Origin of the sequence: Pseudomonas sp. PKS (assembly GCF_051913525.1) — a bacterium.
GTDB classification, from domain to species: domain Bacteria; phylum Pseudomonadota; class Gammaproteobacteria; order Pseudomonadales; family Pseudomonadaceae; genus Aquipseudomonas; species Aquipseudomonas guariconensis_D.
In genome coordinates this window covers 55,478-72,754 of record NZ_JBEGDO010000026.1, presented here as the reverse complement: position 1 = coordinate 72,754, position 17,277 = coordinate 55,478, and the positions used below count along the sequence as shown (strand labels likewise).

Sequence of the window (17,277 nt, the reverse complement as noted above, 5' to 3'; positions counted from 1 at the left end):
CGATGACCTGGCCGTTGCGATCGGCGAGGAAGGCGTGGCCGATGCCGCCGAAGTCCACGGCATTGATGATGTCCACCAGGGTGTTGAGGCTCAGGTCGCCGCCGACCACACCCAGCAGCTCGCCGGTGCTCTTGGCCTTGACCGGCATTGCGATGGTGACCACCAGACCTCCGACGGACGCCTGGTAGGGCGGGGTCAGCATGGTCTGGTTGGCGGCCACCGCAGCGCTGTACCAGGGTCGTTGGCGCGGGTCATAGCCGTCGGGCATCTTGGCGTCCGGACGCTGGGTGAACACGCCGTTGTTCTGGCCGAAATAGGTGAATTGGAAGTTCTTGGTGTAGGAAGGCTGATCGACCAGGCCGGGCAGTGTTTCGCCGGCGCCCTGTTGGGCGATGTCCTGGGCCAGGTTTTCCAGGACCAGGATGCGTCCGGACATCCAGTTCTGCACGCTGCTGGCGGTCTGCGCGCCGGCCTGGCGCACAGACGACTCGATGTTCTGGCGGATGATGTTGCGCTGCAGGTAATCGTTGTAGAGGGTGAATAGGGCAAATGCCAGGACGACCACGGCGCAGGCGCTGAGCAGGATCTTGTGGCGGAATTTCAGGTTCATGTTTCGAGACCTTGGACCAATGAAGGGAGGACGCCGCACGCTTGTGGCGCGATGGGCGGTACCAGTCACCTCGGTATCGGCCGGATCCGACAAAAATTGATGAACCGTACGTCGTAGAGCTGGCGGTTCGCGCTGGAGGTGGCCGCACTCAGCGTGTCGCCAGCAGGTCCACCAGAATGCGCGCCGCCTGGCCCAGGGGCTGTTGCTTGAGCCAGAACACCCGCACCGGCAGTTCCAGGGCGTTCTGGGTGTTGCGAAAGTCCAGGCGCACCAGCCGGCCGGCCGCGAACAGCGGGGCGGCGCGCGCCAGCGGAAAGTCGCCCCAGCCAAGGCCGGCTTCGACGATCTGCATGGCCAGGTCGAGGCTGTTGCAGCGCCAGTGGGTCGCGCTGATCAGCGAGCGCGGGTCGGACAACGGCAGGTCGCGGCTGCACACCAGTATCTGGCGCACATCGAACAGGTCCTCCAGATTGTGGATGCGCCCGCTACGCAAGGCCGGATGGTGCGGGGCCAAGGATGCGACCAAAGGTTCTACCGCAACGTGCTGGAAGCTGCGACGAGGGTCGACCTGCAATCCGGCAAAGGCCATGCACAGGCTGACCCGGCCGCTGTCGAGCAGGTGCAACGCTTCCTCCTGGGGGGCGGCAAGCAGCTCGATGTCTAGCAGGGGGTAGCGCTCGCTCAAGGTGGCGATGGCGGTCAGCAAGCGGCGCTGGTCGATGTTCGGGACCACAGCGATGGCCAGGCGGCTCTCCAACCCTTGGGACAGTTCCAGTGCATGGGCTTTAAGCAGTCCCAACTGCTCGGCGATCAACCGTGCGTGAGGTTCCAGGGCACGGGCCTGTGCGGTGGGACGCGCTTCGCGGGCACCCCGCTCGAACAAGGGGTAGCCCAGCTCCGCCTCAAGGTTGCCAATGGCCATGCTCACCGCTGAGGGGACGCGCTGCAAAGCTCGGGCGGCAGCCGAAAAGGAGCCGCGATCGAGCACGCAGAGAAACAGCTGGATGTTGTCGCTGGAAAAATTCATGGGCAGCATCCTGTCAGTAAATCTGAAAGCTGCCAACTTTTTCTGTCAAGCTGATTGATTCATCCTTGACCACTTCGTGATACGCCCAAGGGTAGAAAGCCGTGCAAGGACTCAAACGAAAACTGGTCTATGTGACCTTCTATGAACTGATCGGCCTGTGCATGTCGACCCTGGGCCTGGCCTACCTCTCTGATACCCAGGCCAGTCACACCGGGCCATTGGCGGTGATGATCACCACCATTGCGATGATCTGGAACCTGATTTTCAACACCGTGTTCGAGTGGTGGGAAAGCCGCCAGGCCAAACGCGGCCGCAGTGTGGCACGGCGCATCGCCCATGCCGTCGGTTTTCAGTTGACGTTGATCGTGTACCTGATCCCGTTGATCGCCTGGTGGCTAGACATGACCTTGCTCGAGGCCTTCCTGGTGGACCTGGCCTTTATCATCCTGATCCCGTGCTACACCTTTGCCTACAACTGGGCCTTCGATCGGCTGTTCGGGTTACCGACCTCGGCGATGGCGACTGCTTGAGCGAGCGATTGCGTCAGGGCGGCAAGCGAATCAGCAGGGGCTCCTGGTCCTGCACCGGTGCCTGCTGCGGTTGCTGCTCCTGCGGCTTCGGGGCACTGGCCAGCAGGCTGTCCTCGACCTGGCCGGACAGGTAGTACACGCCAGACATTGCGCCGCTCTGGCGATTCTCCATCAGATCCTGCCATTCCTCGTTCAGCGCCACATTCAATATCACCCGCAGTTGTTCGACCATCTGCGGGTGTTCCTGATCGTGGGTGACCATTCCATAGCCGGCCGCTGCCAGGGAAATCAAGGTCCCGGCTGCCTTGCCCACGGCCGCGGCGACGGCACTGGCGATACCTCGTGGCGCCAGGGTGGCGCCGAGTTTTTCGCTGGCCCGGTTGGCCACCGAGGACAGCCCGGCCTCGGTTTGCCCAGGCGCTTTGGCCGCTTGTTGGTGCAAGTGCTGGCGCAGCGCCTGCCAGGCAGGTTGCTGAGTCAAGGATTGGGCCCTGAGCAGTTGATAGAGGGTGGCATCGCGGGCAGGCGGTGGCCCCAGGGCGATGATCTTGATGCGATTGAGCCGCTGGCTGACCTGGTCGGGCGGCGCGTTGTAACGCTGGATGATGGCCGGCAATTGCTGGCCGAACAGCTGAAGGTACAGCTCGCTGGCGCGGTCGCGGATCCCCTCGGGGTTAATCTGTTCAGCGACCGGATCGATCACCCGCTGGTGGTACTGCTCCTGCAGGTAAATTGCCAGGCGCCGTTCAGGTGGCTCGGCACCATTGCCGCTGTTCATCTTGTACCAAGCGACCTTGAGCGTCAGCCATTGCTGCGTCCAGTAGCCGGTGAACCAAGGGATGAAATCGCTTTCGGTGCGTTGTTGCACTTGGTCTTTCCAGACCCGCATCGAACGTCGGGCATAGTCATTGGCCGAGCCGGTGGCGGCCACCGAGGCTTCGATCAGTTCCTGGTCGATTCGTTGCCACAGGGCTGGCGTCATGGTCACGGGCGGTGGCGGGGCAGGGGGCCGCTTGCCCGCGCACCCGGCGAAGGTCAGCAGCAGGCACGACAGCAAGATCAGGGTACGCGTGTTCACGCGGCTGGCCTTCCTGGGAAAACACGGGGTGGTTACAGCAGTATAGGCAGGGGCAACCGGGGACTGCCGTGCAGCCCATCGCGCACGCCTGCAATGATCGGAGCGGGTTGTCCTTCGGGGCCGCGCTGTACTTGTAGGCGCTGGCGGAGCCTGCGATGGGCTGCAAAGCAGCCCTATACCTCGAATTTCAGCGTGCGGAGTCGGCCAGGCACCGGTCACATGCGAGCAGCGACTGGATCAGCCGCTTGCCAGCACAGTGTGCATACCAGAAACGGTGGGCCCCTCCAGACTTAAAGGGCCGCTGTGCGGCCCATCGCAGGCTTCGCCAGATCCCACGAAGCAACCTGCGAACGTCAGGCTGGGGCGCCCAGGTCAAGCTTGGCTTCCAGATGGTCCAGGTGTTCGTTCATCAGGGTCAGGGCGGCATCGACATCGCCGTTTTCCACGGCATCGATGATCGTGGCGTGCTCCTGCCAGGCACAGTGCTCGCAGCAGGGGGACTCGTAGCGGGCGATGATCAGCGAGGTCATGGGCACCAAGCCATTGAGAAAGCGCGCCAGCGGTGCGTTGGCGGCCATCTGCGCAAGCTTGAGGTGGAATTCGCCGCCCAGGCGTATCGCCGTGCAGCGTTCACCACGTTCATGGTGCAGGCGCTCGCGTTCGACCAGTTGGCGTAATTGGCGGATCTGCGCGGGGCGGGCGCGCTGGGTGGCCAGGCTGATCAGCGTGGTTTCGGCCAGACGTCGGGCGCTGAGTACCTGGCGCGCCTGCTGGGGGTCGGGGGTGGCCAGGTGGGCGGTATGGCTGGGGCGCTGCACCACCACCTGCTGGTCTGACAGGCGTCCGAGCACCCGGCGGATCACCGTGCGGCTGACGCCGAAGGCATTGCCCAGTGCCTGCTCGGGGAGTGCGCTGCCGGGCGGCAGGCGCTGCTCGAGGATGGCATCGAACAGGCGTGGATAGATCTGCTCGGCCGAAAGACGGGTCTCTCCGCTGGCGAGCAGGGCTGGCAGGCGAGGGGCGGCGTGGGCGCAGGCAGTCATGGTCGCTCCTTGGGTCATTGGCCCGGGTGTTCGTCGGGGATGTTCAGCTCGATGCCCATGCGCTGGCCTTCTTCGAGGATATGCCGACGCATCTGGGCACTGGCCTGGGCGCTGTTCTTGTCACGGATGGCACGTACCACCGCTTCATTTTCAGTCAGTCGTGCGGCCAGGTGCTCCGGTGAGTTGCGCAGCATCTCTGTACTCTGCTTGAGCGCATTGCCGGTCTGCTGCACCACACTCTGGAAGATCGGGTTGGTGGTCAGGCCGAACAACGCCTCGTGGAAGGCGATGTAGGCGTTGACCCCGGCTTCGCTGTCGCCGGCTTCCAATGCCTCGCGCATGTCCATCAGGGTCAGGCGCAGTTGGCCGATGTCCTGGCTGTTGGCCGACTGGGCGACCAGGCCGACGATGAACGGCTCGAGGGTGTAGCGCAGCTCCAGCACATCGGCCAGGCTTGCGGCTGCCACGGTATCGCTGGCCGGCTCTTGTCCGGCGGCCTCGGCGTCGAGCACCAGTACGCCTTTGCCTGGCATCGAGCGCACCAGGCCCAGGGTTTCCAGCACGGTCACGGCTTCGCGCAGGCTGGGACGGCTGATGCCCAGCTGTTCGGCCAGCTCGCGCTGGCCGGGTAACATTTCGCCAGTACGCCACTGACCACTGGCCAGGGCCTGGCGGAGTTTTTCCACCACTGAATTGACGACGGTTGATGAGCTGATCACGGTTCGCTCCCTAGTTGCATCATGTCTCCTGGCGGCCGGCCCAGTGCCGGCCGCAGCGGTTTTCAGAATTCCTGCTGGTGTGCATGAGGGGGTTGCTTGCGCGGGGTCGGGGCGAAGCCCGGCTTACCGGCCAGCACGTTGTTGGCGCGCTCCAGGTCGATGTCTCGCTCCCAGCGGGCGATGGCCACGGTGGCGACGCAGTTGCCGATCAGGTTGGTCAATGCCCGGCCAATGCCCATGAACCAGTCCACCGCCAGCACCAGCACCAAGCCCACCACCGGAATAGCCGGTACCGCGGTGAGGGTGGCGGCGAGGATCACCAGGGCCGAGCCTGGGATGCCATGGGCCCCTTTTGACGTCACCAGCGATACCAGCAGAATGGTCAGCAGGTCAGTCATGGCCAGCGGCGTGCCCGTGGCGTTGGCGATGAACACGATCGCCAGGGTCAGGTAGATGGAGAAGCCATCGAGGTTGAAGGAATAGCCGGTAGGGATCACCAGACCCACGGTGGAGCTGCCGATACCCAGGTGCTCGAGCTTGCGCATGATCTGCGGCAGTACGGCGTCGGAGGAGGCGGTGCCCAGCACGATGGTCAGCTCTTCACGCAGGTACTTGATAAACGGCAGCAGCTTCAGGCCCGACAGGCGCATCACGGTGCCGAGAATGATCAGCACGAAGCCTGCACAGGTGAGGTAGAACAGCGCCACCAGGCCGCCCAGGTGCTGCAGCGACTCCAAGCCGTACTTGCTGGTGGTGAAGGCGATGGCGCCGAACACACCCAGCGGTGCCAGGCGCACGATCATGCCCATGATGCGGAACACCACATGGCTGAGTTCGTTGATCAGCCGCGAAATACCGGAGGCGGATTCGCCCACCAGATTCAGGGCGCTGCCGAACAGTACCGAGAACAACAAGACCTGAAGAATGTTGTTGTCCGCAAAGGCGCCGATCACCGAGGTCGGGATCAAATCCATGAAGAAGGCCGTGGCGCCATGGATGTGCTGGCCGCGTTCGGCCAGGCTGGCGGCGTCGGCACTGGACAACTGCTCCAGATGGATGTTGGCCCCGCTGCCGATACCGCTGGTGAAGGCGAACACCAGGCCGATCACCAAGGCGATGGTGGTGAGCACTTCGAAGTAGATCACTGACTTCAAGCCAATGCGCCCGACCTTCTTCAGATCGCCCGCACCGGAGATGCCGCTGACCACCACGCAAAAGACGATCAGGCCGATGAGCATCTTGATCAGTTTGATGAAGCCGTCACCCAGCGGTTTGAGCTGCAGGGACACTTCGGGGAAGCTGAGGCCACAAGCGATGCCAAGGGCGAGGCCTAGCACGACTTGGAGGAAGATCGAACGCGAGCACCATTTGAGCATGGGAGGGATCTCTGATCGGTGTCCTTGCTTCGGTGCCGGCGACGGCGAAAGAGCGCAGGACTTAATTATTGTGGTCTTACCGGTTTGGTCAGTGCGGGTTCATAAAACCGCGAAAAAAGGCCTTTTGCAAGGTTTTTCGGCCTTACCGGTCTGACCAGTTGGCGGTTTTTCGCGCCCATGGCTCTATCACAGGGGTTTGAAGGGTAGATGGTGGAGTGCGCCGGCACCCCACCGGTTTCGTCAGGACAAATACGTCTTGGCCAGGGTTTCGGTAAGTTGCCCAATCAAGGCTGTGTCGGCATCCCTGCGCGTTTGCAGCAGCAATTGGGCGGCGCGGTTGTAAAGGGCACCTTCGTCGCGATAGCGGCTGGAGACCAGGTCGATACGTTGCAGGACGCCCTTTTGCCGCCAGGCAATGTCCGGGCGTTCGCGCACCAGTGCGTCGATGAAGGTCGAGGGCACCTGTGGCCCCGCGTAGGCGATGACTTCGCCCGGTTCGCGGAGCGTGTCGAAATAAGCGCTGGCGCCATCCCATTCGTTGGCCAAATGCTTGAAGGCCTGGGGGCGCAAGCGCTTGATCCAGTCTCGCCAGAACGGTTGCTCGCCGGCCCATTGGACCAGTCCAGGAATATCCGCTTGGGCCGTGATCATCTGAGCAAGCTGATCCAGCGTGGCCGGGCTCAGCTGTGCAAGGTAGTCGAAACTGATCTGGCCGGGTTGTGGAGGGAGTTCCAGGCGCTCGCGCAATTGCATCCTGGCGTGCAGGGCCATTTCCAATTCGTCGAGCAGAAAGGTAGGGGCGCGCAATTGCGTGTCACTGATATCGTCTGCGGCATGCAGGGGGACTCGTCGGCGGGGCCTCCCGTGATGAGCGCCTTGCGCCTGGCAACCCGTGCGTCATACACGTCACTGATGCGCTCATCCAGCAGAGATTGGCGCAGCAGTGAGCGGCAAATGGAAATGGCCACCTTGTCGCTGGCATCCCCGGGGGCGGCGTTGAGCGACTGCTGCCATACCAGGACCTGCGTCTCGACTTGCTGGAACAGAAGACTGGCCTGGTCGACGCAGCCGTGAGCGGCTTCGTTGATCAGGTCGATGACGCGTTCATGTACCTGGGCCTGGCCCCAGAGATTGTCGTCTTCCCGGGCAGACAACCGCTCGATGATGACCTGCATGCGTCGACGCATGGCGTTCGGGCTGGCTTGATAGTCCCGGGTGTCTTCGACCCGGCGCAAGAGGTCATACAGCGGCCGCCACTCAGGCTCCTGCAAGGTGGCGGCGACATGATCGCCAATGGCTTGAGGCAGTCCGGCAAGCCAATCCAGATGAACGACCCGAACAGCGGTCGACAGGCCGGCATCGTTCAGTCGTTGCAGGGCCTCTTCACTGAAGGGGTTGTTCTGGAAGGCATGGTACATATCAGCTTCACCTGCCCTGGCCGCCGCGGCGAATGCGCTATCGCGAAGATCCGGTGCGTCGTGCAACTGGTTGTTGCTCAGGTCCACGGCGCGCAGGGCCAACGGTTGCTGGCCGAGCAGTGCTTCGATGCCGGCTGGCCATTCGGCAATGCCGGTCTGCTCCAGGTCCAGCCGTTCCAGATGCGTCCAGCCGGTAATGTCCGGCGCAAGGTCCAAGGGATTTTCGTGCAGGAACAAGTTGCGCAACCGGTTCAACTGCGCCAAGGCTGTTCGGCTTGCGTTATCGAGAGTGATGCTGTTGTGGCCAAGGCTCAGTTCGACCAGTGAGGGCCAGCGTTGCAGCGCCTGAAAGTGTTCGGCGCCGAGAAACAGCATGTTCATTTCGGCCTGCAGACCCGTCAGGTTGGGCAATTGCGCAAGCTGTTCCAGCGCGGCTACTGGTAAGTCTTCGATAGCGCTGCTCAAGTTCAGGCCGCGCAGATTGGTCAGTCGGCCCAGTATGGACAGGTTGGTTTCGATCGACAGGTCGAGGTTGTTCTCAGAAAGGTCCAGTGACTGGATGTCGGTCAGCCCGCCCAATTGTTCTGGCAGCGTGTTCAGACCATTTTCGGTGAGCTCCAGTTCGCGAACCTGGGGAAAGGCGGCAAGGAATGCTCCCAGGCTGTCGGTACCGCCCCGCCATAAGCCGGTTACGCTCAGTTCGCGAACCTGTGGCAGTTGTACCGGCAGGGCCGGCAGGGCACCGAGGTACTCTCCGTCGATGTCCAAGATGACATCGTCGAGGCTCCCACTGGCGTCGTTGTTTTCTCGCCGCCAAGCCCGGCGGATGCGTTCGGCGATGGCCTGGCGCGCGGTGCGGTGCTCCTGGGCTTCATCGGCGGCGATGTCGTCGGTGTCATGAACCCAGTCTTGCAAGGTACTGTCCAGTTGTCGGTACTGGTCGCGTAAATCCTGCATCAGACGGCTGAAGGCGATGGGGTCGTGGCCGGTCTGTTCGCGCAGCCGGGCGCGTAACGTCTCCCGGTCATTGTCCAGGTTGGAAGGGAATAACTGATCGAACTGCTCGTCAGCGGTCAACCAGCCTCGGCCACGACCACTCAAGGCATAGCCAAGGCGAGGGCTGCCCGGCAGTCGCGTGGGCAGGCGGTACCAGGGGCGTACAGGCTGCATGCCAAGGTCACGGGCGGCCTGCTCCCGGTCTGCGGTCGCCAGGTCGAACAGCCGGTCGCGCAAGGTCTCCGATTCATGGATCTGCAGGCCCAGATTGTCGCGCTCGCGGTCGGGGAGAGCCTGAAGGATCGCCCGGAACAGGTTGTCTCGGTTGGCCAGGCTCTGGCCGGTCTCGTCGAACGGCTCATAGCCATCGGCGCGACGCACGAGGGTTTTGATCGGGGCGTGGGCTGCCCCTGCCGCCTCCAGCAGTGAACCACCCAGGCGACCAGCGCGCAGGTCGAGATGCACCTGGCCAGACCATCCGGACAGCCGTTGCAGCGCACCGAACACCAATGCATCGCGATCGTCGAGGCTGTCGCTGGCCTGATGAAATGCCACCAGCGCGCGGTTGATGCGTGCTTCTCGCAGGTAAAGGCGAGCGGTTTCGGCCACGTTGAGCGGTATCCGGCCAGTGCGCTGCATCTGGCTCAAGTCACGGGGCTGGGTCTGGGCCAGGATTTCCCGGCGCAGTGTTGGGCTTAGCGAAGGAAAATCCTGGGCGAGGAGCGCATCCTCCTGGGCAAAGGCAGGTGGTCTCGGTTCGATAGATGCGCCGAAGGCTTCCAGGCTGTCCAGCAGCAAGGCTGGTAGCGGGCGGTGCTCGACCAGGGTCTGGCGTAAGTCGGCCTCTTCATAGCCACTGCAGCGCAGGGCCTGTCGGAGTGTCGAGGTGTCCAGGCTGTCGGTGGCCGGGCCGAGTCGGCGCAACAGGGTGTCGTCGTCCCAAGCCTGCGGTCGCTCGTGGTCCAGTAGCCAGGCCCCTTCGCCATTGCCCAGCAGTGAGGGTTGATGGCGATGCCCCTTGGCTGCGCACAGACGCCAACCGCCCTCTGGGGTGGCCTCGACCGGGTAGTGCTGGCCGTCCAGCTTGATCCAATGGCGGCCTTGGAACAGGTAGGGGTCAAGGCTGGATGGCAAATGTGTGGGGGATGTGCGTGCAAACGGCTGCAGATTGCCATGCCAAAGACGTTGCTGGTCGCCATGGCCGATGCGGGACCAATCGTGCAGGGTGCCTTGGAGTTCGATGAATTGCCCGGCCGTCCCAAGCGCCGCTACCTGAAGAAGGTTCTCGATGACCGAGAACAGATGGCCGATGGCCGCATCGGTATCTGCCTCGTTTGCCGCGTGTACGCCTTCAAGAAACTCATCGACCAGTTGCGCACCGCCAAGCACCAGCATGATTTCCGCGAGCCCGGGAACAAAAAAGCCGGCCACGTTCAGTACCGACAAACCGACACCTAGCCAGCCTTCGATGCGGGCCAATTGGGCTGCTGCGTCTCGCTGGGCGACCGGCACGGCGATGTCGGTGGCGTTGCGTAGCGTGAGCTCGACGCGGGTCCGTGCGCGGGCGCTGAAACAGTCACCAGACCATGGCTTGAACGCAAGCGGCAAGCGGGCGTTCTTGTCGAGTGTCGGCTGCCACAGGTCGTGCGGACCGGGGAACAGGCGCTTGAGCCAGTCGAAGGACTGACCCTCTTCAAGTACCGGCGTGGTCGTTTGCAGATCCTTGTAGGGATAATGCGCAAACAAGGTTTGGCGAAGTTGGGTCGCCAACCCGGGTTGTTCGGCGTGGGCGACGTAACGCATGAAGAAGCGCCGCTCGCTGTCTTTGTGCAGCAGTCGGGTCAGCGCCTTGCCTGCTGCTCGCAACGAGCCATATTGACGCAACGGCTGGCGTGGATGGCCAGGCAGATAGAGCAGGCACGGTTCGATATCCCCGATGTGCTGCTGGCGGATCAACAAGGGGCCATATAAAGGCGTCCCGCACAGCTCCAGGTACCCGCACTCCAGGGGGCACGGTTTTCCGTTGCTGTGAAGCAGGAGCGATTCGCCTGCCAGTGCGGCGTCTGCCAGCATCCGGCCTCGGCTATCAAGAAGTTTTTGCAGCTCGGCCATTGTCGTATCGGCTTGGAAGGCCGCGCGATCCTGCTGGCGTACCAGGCTGCGAAACAATGGGGTATCGACATGTTCGGCCAGATGGTTGCGGTACCGCTGCCCCAGGTCCAGGTTCCGTGCACCTTTCACGAACAATGTGGTGTCCACGGTCATCGGGCCAGGGGCGTTCTTGGAAAGATACAGCGTCACGGATGTGTCGCTGTCGAAGTTCTGCATGGCCGCTTCGAGCCACGACATGTCGCGCTTTTCGGCTTTGTTCCAGAGCCAGCCTTGGTCAGGGGTGGGCAGCTCTCGGTCGGGGTACCAATGGGGCAGGGCATCGTCGAGCAACGTACGGCAGAAGTCGTCGATGGGCTGCACCTGCTTCAGTGCCCGGTCCAGGGTACGGGTGGCTTGATGGCTCTGGCGTATGTGTTGTTCAAGTCGTTGGCGTTGGACTGGGGTAGATGATTTCAGCCAGCCTGGCAGGCGGGCGTCAATGAAGCTGAAGTGCGATAGGCTCATGGCAGTAGCTCTGGGATCAGAAGCGGCGAGCCTAGGGCGATGCGCAGGGGCGCAAGGGGTAGATAAGTACCGCGGACCGGTTGTGACCGGAAAGAAAAACGGCACCTGGAGAGGTGCCGTTGGCGCAGGGTGCGAACTACTTGTGCAGTTCTTCTGCCGCGTAAAGCGTGTTTTCCAGCAGGCAGGCACGGGTCATCGGGCCTACGCCGCCTGGTACCGGCGTGATCCAGCCGGCGCGGGGCAGGGCGGTCTCGAAGACCACATCGCCCACCAGTTTGCCATCTTCCTGGCGGTTGATGCCGACGTCGATGACGATGGCGCCTTCCTTGATCCATTCGCCCTTGACCAGGCCCGGTTTGCCGGCGGCGACTACCACCAGGTCGGCGCGACCCACGTGGCCAGGCAGGTCTTGGGTGAAGCGGTGGCAGACGGTGACGGTGCAACCGGCCAGCAGGAGTTCCATGGCCATCGGGCGACCGACGATGTTGGAGGCGCCGACGATCACTGCGTTCATGCCGTACAGGTCCTGACCGGTGCTTTCCAGCAGGGTCATGATGCCTTTTGGCGTGCAGGGGCGCAGCAGCGGGATGCGCTGGGCCAGGCGGCCGATGTTGTAGGGGTGGAAGCCGTCGACGTCTTTATCTGGACGGATACGTTCGAGCAGCAGCGAGGCATCCAGATGCTCCGGCAGCGGCAGTTGCAGGAGAATGCCGTCGACGGCCGGATCGTCGTTGAGGCGGTCGATCAGGTCGGTCAGGGCTTGCTGCGAGGTCTCGCTGGGCAGGTCGAAAGCCTGGGAAATGAAGCCGACCTCTTCGCAGTCCTTGCGCTTGTGCGAGACATAGACTTGGGAAGCAGGGTCGGTACCGACCAGGATCACCGCCAGGCCTGGGGTACGCAGGCCCTGCTGGCGACGCTCCACGACACGTTGAGCGATCTGCTGGCGCAGGTTGGCGGCGATCGCCTTGCCATCGATTAGGTGTGCAGTCATAGACGCGTGATTAACCATCGAGAAGGGAACATAAAAGAGGGCGCATTCTCGCACGACACGGCCCGAGGGCAAAGGCGGGTGGTCGGCCAAATCCCCTAACCCCTTAAATAAACTAAATTTTTTTGAAAAAAGTGTTGACGACCTTTCGGCTCGTCTATAACATTCGTCGCACTTGTCGGGCAGAGCCTAGCACTGGTTAGCAAGGTCAGGCAGAATGAGCGGATTTGCTAGCTTGTTCGGTACGGCTGAAAGTTGATTTGCAATCGTAACAGAAAGCAGATTGAATATGCGCCCGTAGCTCAGCTGGATAGAGCATCCGCCTTCTAAGCGGATGGTCGCAGGTTCGAGTCCTGCCGGGTGCGCCATTAGGCAGCTTTGGCACAGCAAGTGATGTTGTAACGCAATACCGCAATATGGTGGGCGTAGCTCAGTTGGTAGAGCGCTGGATTGTGATTCCAGTTGTCGTGGGTTCGATTCCCATCGTCCACCCCATATTCTCGAAGGCGCCTTGATTGTATAATCTGGCGCCTTTGTTTTAAGTGCTCCATGCGGACGTGGTGAAATTGGTAGACACACTGGATTTAGGTTCCAGCGGCGCAAGCTGTAAGAGTTCGAGTCTCTTCGTCCGCACCATCCTTGGTTTTGCCGCCTTTCGTTGAGTTGCGCGAAACCTATTAAAGAAGCCGCCTGGAGCGGCTTTTTTATTGCCTGCAGTTTCTTCAATCATCAGTGCCCGGTGTGTGGTACTGGTGCTGCTCGGGCAAAAATTGTTAGATTTCAGCCGGTTGAAATAGGGCAAGCGGGCCCGATATAGGAGCTGTCGCATGATTGCAAAAGAAGCTCGCCAGGCGTTGGCACTGCAGCGTTTCGCTGAGGCCCATCCGCAATTGCTCGAGGAGATCCGCGAGCTGGATGCGCGTGAACAGGCCCAGCAGATCCAGTGGGCGTTCGAGGATGCGGCGCAAGAGCAGGGTGTCGAGCCTTGGGAGCTGGCATTGCAATTGATCGCCCAGAGCCCGGAGGAGCTGCAGGTCATGCGCCTGGAGGTGCACCGTGAGGTGGCCGAGGCGCTGGGGATGAGCTGGGAGGAGTATTGCCAGTTCAACGAGATCGATCCCGACTGAGCTCTGCCTTCTATATAGCTGCATTGTTTGACAAGTTTTTACAGCGTACGCGACGTGCAGCCGCCGTTGCGTGCAAGCGATACGCGAGGGCTTCGGCGGCACGCCGTACGGGGCCTTCAATGAAATTGACCGGTGTGGTTCTCCGTCATCCGGGGTGGGGTGACTTCTGGTGCGCGAGTCACTAGAATGCTTGCCCTTGATTCTGGAGTCGGGCTATCGCCGGCTAACGTCTGTGCAACGAGGAATATCCATGCAAGTTTCTGTTGAAAACACTTCCGCTCTTGAGCGCCGCATGACCATCGCCGTTCCGGCCGAGCGCGTCGAGAACGAAGTCAACAAGCGTCTGCAGCAGACTGCCAAGCGCGCCAAGGTCGCCGGCTTCCGCCCAGGCAAGGTGCCGATGAGCGTCATTCGTCAGCGTTTCGAGGCCGATGCACGCCAGGAAGCGTTCGGTGACCTGGTCCAGGCTTCCTTCTACGAAGCGATCGTCGAGCAGAAGCTGAACCCGGCTGGCGCCCCTGCTGTCGAGCCGAAGTCCTTCGAAAAAGGCAAGGACCTGGAATTCGTTGCCATCTTCGAAGTCTTCCCTGAGTTCACCGTTAGCGGCCTGGAGTCGATCAAGGTCGAGCGCCTGAGCGCCGAAGTCGCTGACGCGGACCTGGACAACATGCTGGAAGTGCTGCGCAAGCAGAACGTGCGTTTCGAGGCCGTTGAGCGTGCCGCCCAGAACGACGACCAGGTTAACATCGACTTCGTCGGCAAGATCGACGGCGAAGCCTTCGCGGGTGGTTCGGCCAAGGGTACCCAGCTGGTGCTGGGCTCCGGTCGCATGATCCCAGGCTTCGAAGACGGTCTGGTTGGCGCCAAGGCTGGCGAAGAGCGCGTTGTCAACGTGACCTTCCCTGAGGACTACCAGAACCTGGACCTGGCCGGCAAGGCCGCCGAGTTCACCATCACCGTCAACAGCGTCTCGGCACCTCAGCTGCCTGAGCTGAACGAAGCCTTCTTCGCCCAGTTCGGCATCAAGGAATCGACCCTGGAAGGCTTCCGCGCCGAAGTTCGCAAGAACATGGAGCGTGAGCTGCGTCAGGCAATCAAGGCCAAGGTCAAGAACCAGGTCATGGACGGTCTGCTGGCCGCCAACCCGATCGAAGTGCCGAAGGCTCTGCTGGAGAACGAAGTCAACCGTCTGCGCGTGCAGGCTGTTCAGCAGTTCGGCGGCAACATCAAGCCAGAGCAACTGCCGGCTGAGCTGTTCGAAGAGCAAGCCAAGCGTCGTGTGGTCCTGGGTCTGATCGTTGCTGAAGTGGTCAAGCAGTTCGAGCTGAAGCCGGACGACGCCAAGGTCCGTGAAATGATCGAGGAAATGGCCTCGGCTTACCAAGAGCCGGAGCAGGTCATCTCCTGGTACTACAAGAACGACCAGCAACTGAACGAAGTCCGTTCGGTTGTGCTGGAAGAACAAGTTGTAGATACTGTCCTGCAGAAAGCGACTGTGACCGACAAGTCGGTCTCGTACGAAGAAGCTGTCAAGCCAGCACAGGCTCCTGCCGCCGCTGAGTGATAGGTCTTCTCTCGTAGGAAACCCCCACAAGCCAGCCTTCGAGCTGGCTTGTGCGTATTCAAGCCATGACTATTTGGGAGTGAGTGCAGGACATGTCCCGCAATTCTTATATTCAACAGAGCTCCGACATCCAGGCCGCAGGCGGCCTGGTCCCGATGGTTATCGAGCAGTCCGCCCGTGGCGAGCGCGCCTACGACATCTACTCGCGCCTTTTGAAGGAGCGTGTGATTTTCCTGGTTGGTCCCGTAGAGGACTACATGGCCAACCTGGTGGTGGCACAACTGCTGTTCCTTGAAGCGGAAAACCCGGACAAGGATATCCATCTGTACATCAACTCGCCGGGTGGCTCGGTCACCGCTGGCATGTCGATCTACGACACCATGCAGTTCATCAAGCCGGACGTCTCGACCATCTGCATCGGTCAGGCTTGCAGCATGGGTGCGTTCCTGCTGGCAGCCGGCGCCGCAGGCAAGCGTCACTGCCTGCCGAACTCGCGCGTGATGATTCACCAGCCGCTGGGCGGCTTCCAGGGCCAGGCGACCGATATCGAGATCCACGCCCAGGAAATCCTCAACATCAAGGCGCGTCTGAACGAGTTGCTGGCCCATCACACCGGCCAAGACCTCGAGACCATCAAGCGCGACACCGAACGCGACAACTTCATGAGCGCCGCGCGCGCGGCCGAGTACGGCCTGATCGACTCGGTCTACGACAAGCGGCAACTGGCGTCCTGAACCAAGGTGCCAGAGCGGGTGGGCGCCGATGGCGCCTACCTGCGGACTTGAAAAAGCCCGCAATTGCCTTCATCTTGTGTTTCATGCCTACCGGATTGGATCGATCGAATGACTGACACCCGTAACGGCGAGGACAGCGGCAAATTGCTCTATTGCTCCTTCTGCGGCAAAAGCCAGCACGAAGTGCGCAAATTGATTGCCGGGCCCTCGGTATTTATCTGCGACGAGTGCGTCGACCTGTGCAACGACATCATCCGTGAGGAGGTGCAAGAAGCCCAGGCCGAGAGCAACGCGCACAAATTGCCATCGCCGAAAGAAATCAGCGGTATCCTGGACCAGTACGTCATTGGTCAGGAACGCGCAAAAAAGGTGCTGTCCGTAGCGGTGTACAACCACTACAAGCGCCTGAACCAGCGTGACAAGAAGGGCGACGAAGTCGAACTCGGCAAGAGCAATATCCTGCTGATCGGGCCGACCGGCTCGGGCAAGACCCTGCTCGCCGAAACCCTTGCACGTCTGTTGAACGTACCGTTCACCATCGCCGACGCCACCACCCTGACCGAAGCCGGTTACGTGGGCGAAGACGTTGAGAACATCATTCAGAAACTGCTGCAAAAGTGCGACTACGACGTGGAAAAGGCCCAGATGGGCATTGTCTACATCGATGAGATCGACAAAATCTCGCGCAAGTCGGACAACCCGTCCATCACCCGCGACGTGTCGGGCGAGGGCGTGCAGCAGGCGCTGTTGAAGCTGATCGAAGGGACCGTGGCTTCCGTGCCGCCTCAGGGTGGTCGCAAGCATCCGCAACAGGAATTCCTGCAGGTCGATACCCGCAATATCCTGTTCATCTGCGGCGGTGCGTTCTCGGGCCTGGAGAAGGTCATTCAGAACCGCTCCACCAAAGGTGGCATCGGTTTTGGCGCCGAAGTGCGCAGCAAGCAGGAAGGCAAGAAAGTCGGCGAGTCCCTGCGTGAGGTCGAGCCGGACGATCTGGTCAAGTTTGGCCTGATTCCGGAATTCGTCGGCCGTCTGCCGGTGCTGGCAACCCTCGACGAGCTGGACGAGGCTGCACTGATGCAGATCCTCACCGAGCCGAAGAACGCCTTGACCAAACAGTATGCCAAGCTGTTCGAGATGGAAGATGTGGACCTCGAGTTCCGCAGCGATGCGCTCAAGGCGGTTGCTCGCAAGGCGCTCGAGCGCAAGACCGGCGCCCGTGGCCTGCGTTCGATCCTCGAAGGCGTGCTGCTTGACACCATGTACGAGATTCCTTCGCAGAAGGATGTCAGCAAGGTGGTGATCGACGAGAGCGTCATCGAGGGCACTTCGCAGCCTTTGCTGATCTACGAGAACAGCGAGCCGCAAGCCAAGGCCGCACCTGACGCCTGAGTCGGGTAAGCCAAGTCGAGCAAGAAAGGGGCCTATGGGCCCCTTTCTGCTTTTCCGAT

General features: G+C 61.6%; 14 protein-coding genes and 3 tRNA genes. 8 read left to right on the top strand and 9 right to left on the bottom strand.

Features of this window, described 5'->3' with window-relative positions:
* Together ABOA88_RS21015 and ABOA88_RS21010 are read right to left on the bottom strand one after the other, a co-directional pair.
* A partial coding sequence (locus ABOA88_RS21015) for a cache domain-containing protein (protein WP_440127986.1) occupies window positions 1-610 on the bottom strand: 610 nt, incomplete at its 3' end.
* A 148-nt stretch (window positions 611-758) separates the two neighbouring features.
* Window positions 759-1,637 (bottom strand): LysR family transcriptional regulator, encoded by an 879-nt coding sequence (locus tag ABOA88_RS21010; RefSeq protein WP_196170968.1) that lies wholly within the window; start codon window positions 1,635-1,637, stop codon window positions 759-761.
* 101 nt (window positions 1,638-1,738) lie between these two features.
* Between ABOA88_RS21010 and ABOA88_RS21005 the strand changes: the two genes are divergently transcribed.
* Window positions 1,739-2,167, top strand: coding sequence for a PACE efflux transporter (locus tag ABOA88_RS21005; protein WP_367852094.1), 429 nt, complete (start codon window positions 1,739-1,741; stop codon window positions 2,165-2,167).
* A 13-nt stretch (window positions 2,168-2,180) separates the two neighbouring features.
* Here ABOA88_RS21005 and ABOA88_RS21000 read toward each other — a convergent pair whose 3' ends face one another.
* From ABOA88_RS21000 to folD, 7 genes are all read right to left on the bottom strand, one after another.
* Entirely contained in the window at window positions 2,181-3,245 is a 1,065-nt protein-coding gene (locus ABOA88_RS21000; protein ID WP_196170970.1) for a hypothetical protein, read from the bottom strand.
* Window positions 3,246-3,598: 353 nt separating this feature from the next.
* A complete protein-coding gene (locus ABOA88_RS20995) occupies window positions 3,599-4,288 on the bottom strand; it encodes a GntR family transcriptional regulator (protein ID WP_196170971.1) in 690 nt (229 codons plus the stop codon).
* Window positions 4,289-4,302: 14 nt separating this feature from the next.
* The gene (locus ABOA88_RS20990) at window positions 4,303-5,007 is read right to left on the bottom strand and encodes a FadR/GntR family transcriptional regulator (protein ID WP_070573979.1); all 705 of its coding nucleotides are present in this window, start codon (window positions 5,005-5,007) and stop codon (window positions 4,303-4,305) included.
* Between the two features lie 62 nt (window positions 5,008-5,069).
* Window positions 5,070-6,383, bottom strand: coding sequence for a C4-dicarboxylate transporter DctA (locus ABOA88_RS20985; protein WP_070093997.1), 1,314 nt, complete (start codon window positions 6,381-6,383; stop codon window positions 5,070-5,072).
* A 240-nt stretch (window positions 6,384-6,623) separates the two neighbouring features.
* The gene (locus ABOA88_RS20980) at window positions 6,624-7,172 is read right to left on the bottom strand and encodes an NEL-type E3 ubiquitin ligase domain-containing protein (RefSeq protein WP_367852096.1); all 549 of its coding nucleotides are present in this window, start codon (window positions 7,170-7,172) and stop codon (window positions 6,624-6,626) included.
* On the bottom strand, window positions 7,064-11,413 hold the full coding sequence (locus ABOA88_RS20975) for an NEL-type E3 ubiquitin ligase domain-containing protein (protein ID WP_367852093.1): 4,350 nt from the start codon (window positions 11,411-11,413) through the stop codon (window positions 7,064-7,066). Before ABOA88_RS20975 ends, ABOA88_RS20980 begins: the two co-directional genes overlap by 109 nt.
* 136 nt (window positions 11,414-11,549) lie before the next feature.
* Window positions 11,550-12,404, bottom strand: coding sequence for a bifunctional methylenetetrahydrofolate dehydrogenase/methenyltetrahydrofolate cyclohydrolase FolD (folD, locus tag ABOA88_RS20970; RefSeq protein ID WP_196170973.1), 855 nt, complete (start codon window positions 12,402-12,404; stop codon window positions 11,550-11,552).
* 288 nt (window positions 12,405-12,692) lie between these two features.
* Between folD and ABOA88_RS20965 the strand changes: the two genes are divergently transcribed.
* The 7 genes from ABOA88_RS20965 to clpX all read left to right on the top strand — a co-directional run bounded on the left by ABOA88_RS20965 (window position 12,693) and on the right by clpX (window position 17,218).
* A tRNA-Arg gene (locus ABOA88_RS20965) sits at window positions 12,693-12,769 on the top strand.
* A 51-nt stretch (window positions 12,770-12,820) separates the two neighbouring features.
* Window positions 12,821-12,896 (top strand) — tRNA-His (locus tag ABOA88_RS20960).
* A 56-nt stretch (window positions 12,897-12,952) separates the two neighbouring features.
* Window positions 12,953-13,037, top strand: a tRNA-Leu gene (locus tag ABOA88_RS20955).
* Between the two features lie 191 nt (window positions 13,038-13,228).
* Window positions 13,229-13,528, top strand: a complete 300-nt coding sequence (locus ABOA88_RS20950; RefSeq protein ID WP_196165135.1) for a DUF6388 family protein — start codon at window positions 13,229-13,231, stop codon at window positions 13,526-13,528.
* Window positions 13,529-13,778: 250 nt separating this feature from the next.
* Window positions 13,779-15,092, top strand: coding sequence for a trigger factor (tig, locus tag ABOA88_RS20945; protein WP_070573986.1), 1,314 nt, complete (start codon window positions 13,779-13,781; stop codon window positions 15,090-15,092).
* 92 nt (window positions 15,093-15,184) lie between these two features.
* Window positions 15,185-15,826, top strand: a complete 642-nt coding sequence (clpP, locus tag ABOA88_RS20940) for an ATP-dependent Clp endopeptidase proteolytic subunit ClpP (protein ID WP_043213484.1) — start codon at window positions 15,185-15,187, stop codon at window positions 15,824-15,826.
* Window positions 15,827-15,934: 108 nt separating this feature from the next.
* The gene (clpX, locus tag ABOA88_RS20935; RefSeq protein WP_196170974.1) at window positions 15,935-17,218 is read left to right on the top strand and encodes an ATP-dependent Clp protease ATP-binding subunit ClpX; all 1,284 of its coding nucleotides are present in this window, start codon (window positions 15,935-15,937) and stop codon (window positions 17,216-17,218) included.
* The last annotated feature ends 59 nt before the right edge of the window (window positions 17,219-17,277 follow it).

Coding starts and splice junctions, on each gene's coding strand:
- clpX (WP_196170974.1), top strand. CDS start 15,935: ATGACTGACACCCGTAACGGCGAGGACAGCGGCAAATTGCTCTATTGC.
- ABOA88_RS20985 (WP_070093997.1), bottom strand. CDS start 6,383: ATGCTCAAATGGTGCTCGCGTTCGATCTTCCTCCAAGTCGTGCTAGGC.
- ABOA88_RS21010 (WP_196170968.1), bottom strand. CDS start 1,637: ATGAATTTTTCCAGCGACAACATCCAGCTGTTTCTCTGCGTGCTCGAT.
- clpP (WP_043213484.1), top strand. CDS start 15,185: ATGTCCCGCAATTCTTATATTCAACAGAGCTCCGACATCCAGGCCGCA.
- ABOA88_RS20995 (WP_196170971.1), bottom strand. CDS start 4,288: ATGACTGCCTGCGCCCACGCCGCCCCTCGCCTGCCAGCCCTGCTCGCC.
- tig (WP_070573986.1), top strand. CDS start 13,779: ATGCAAGTTTCTGTTGAAAACACTTCCGCTCTTGAGCGCCGCATGACC.
- ABOA88_RS20950 (WP_196165135.1), top strand. CDS start 13,229: ATGATTGCAAAAGAAGCTCGCCAGGCGTTGGCACTGCAGCGTTTCGCT.
- ABOA88_RS20975 (WP_367852093.1), bottom strand. CDS start 11,413: ATGAGCCTATCGCACTTCAGCTTCATTGACGCCCGCCTGCCAGGCTGG.
- folD (WP_196170973.1), bottom strand. CDS start 12,404: ATGACTGCACACCTAATCGATGGCAAGGCGATCGCCGCCAACCTGCGC.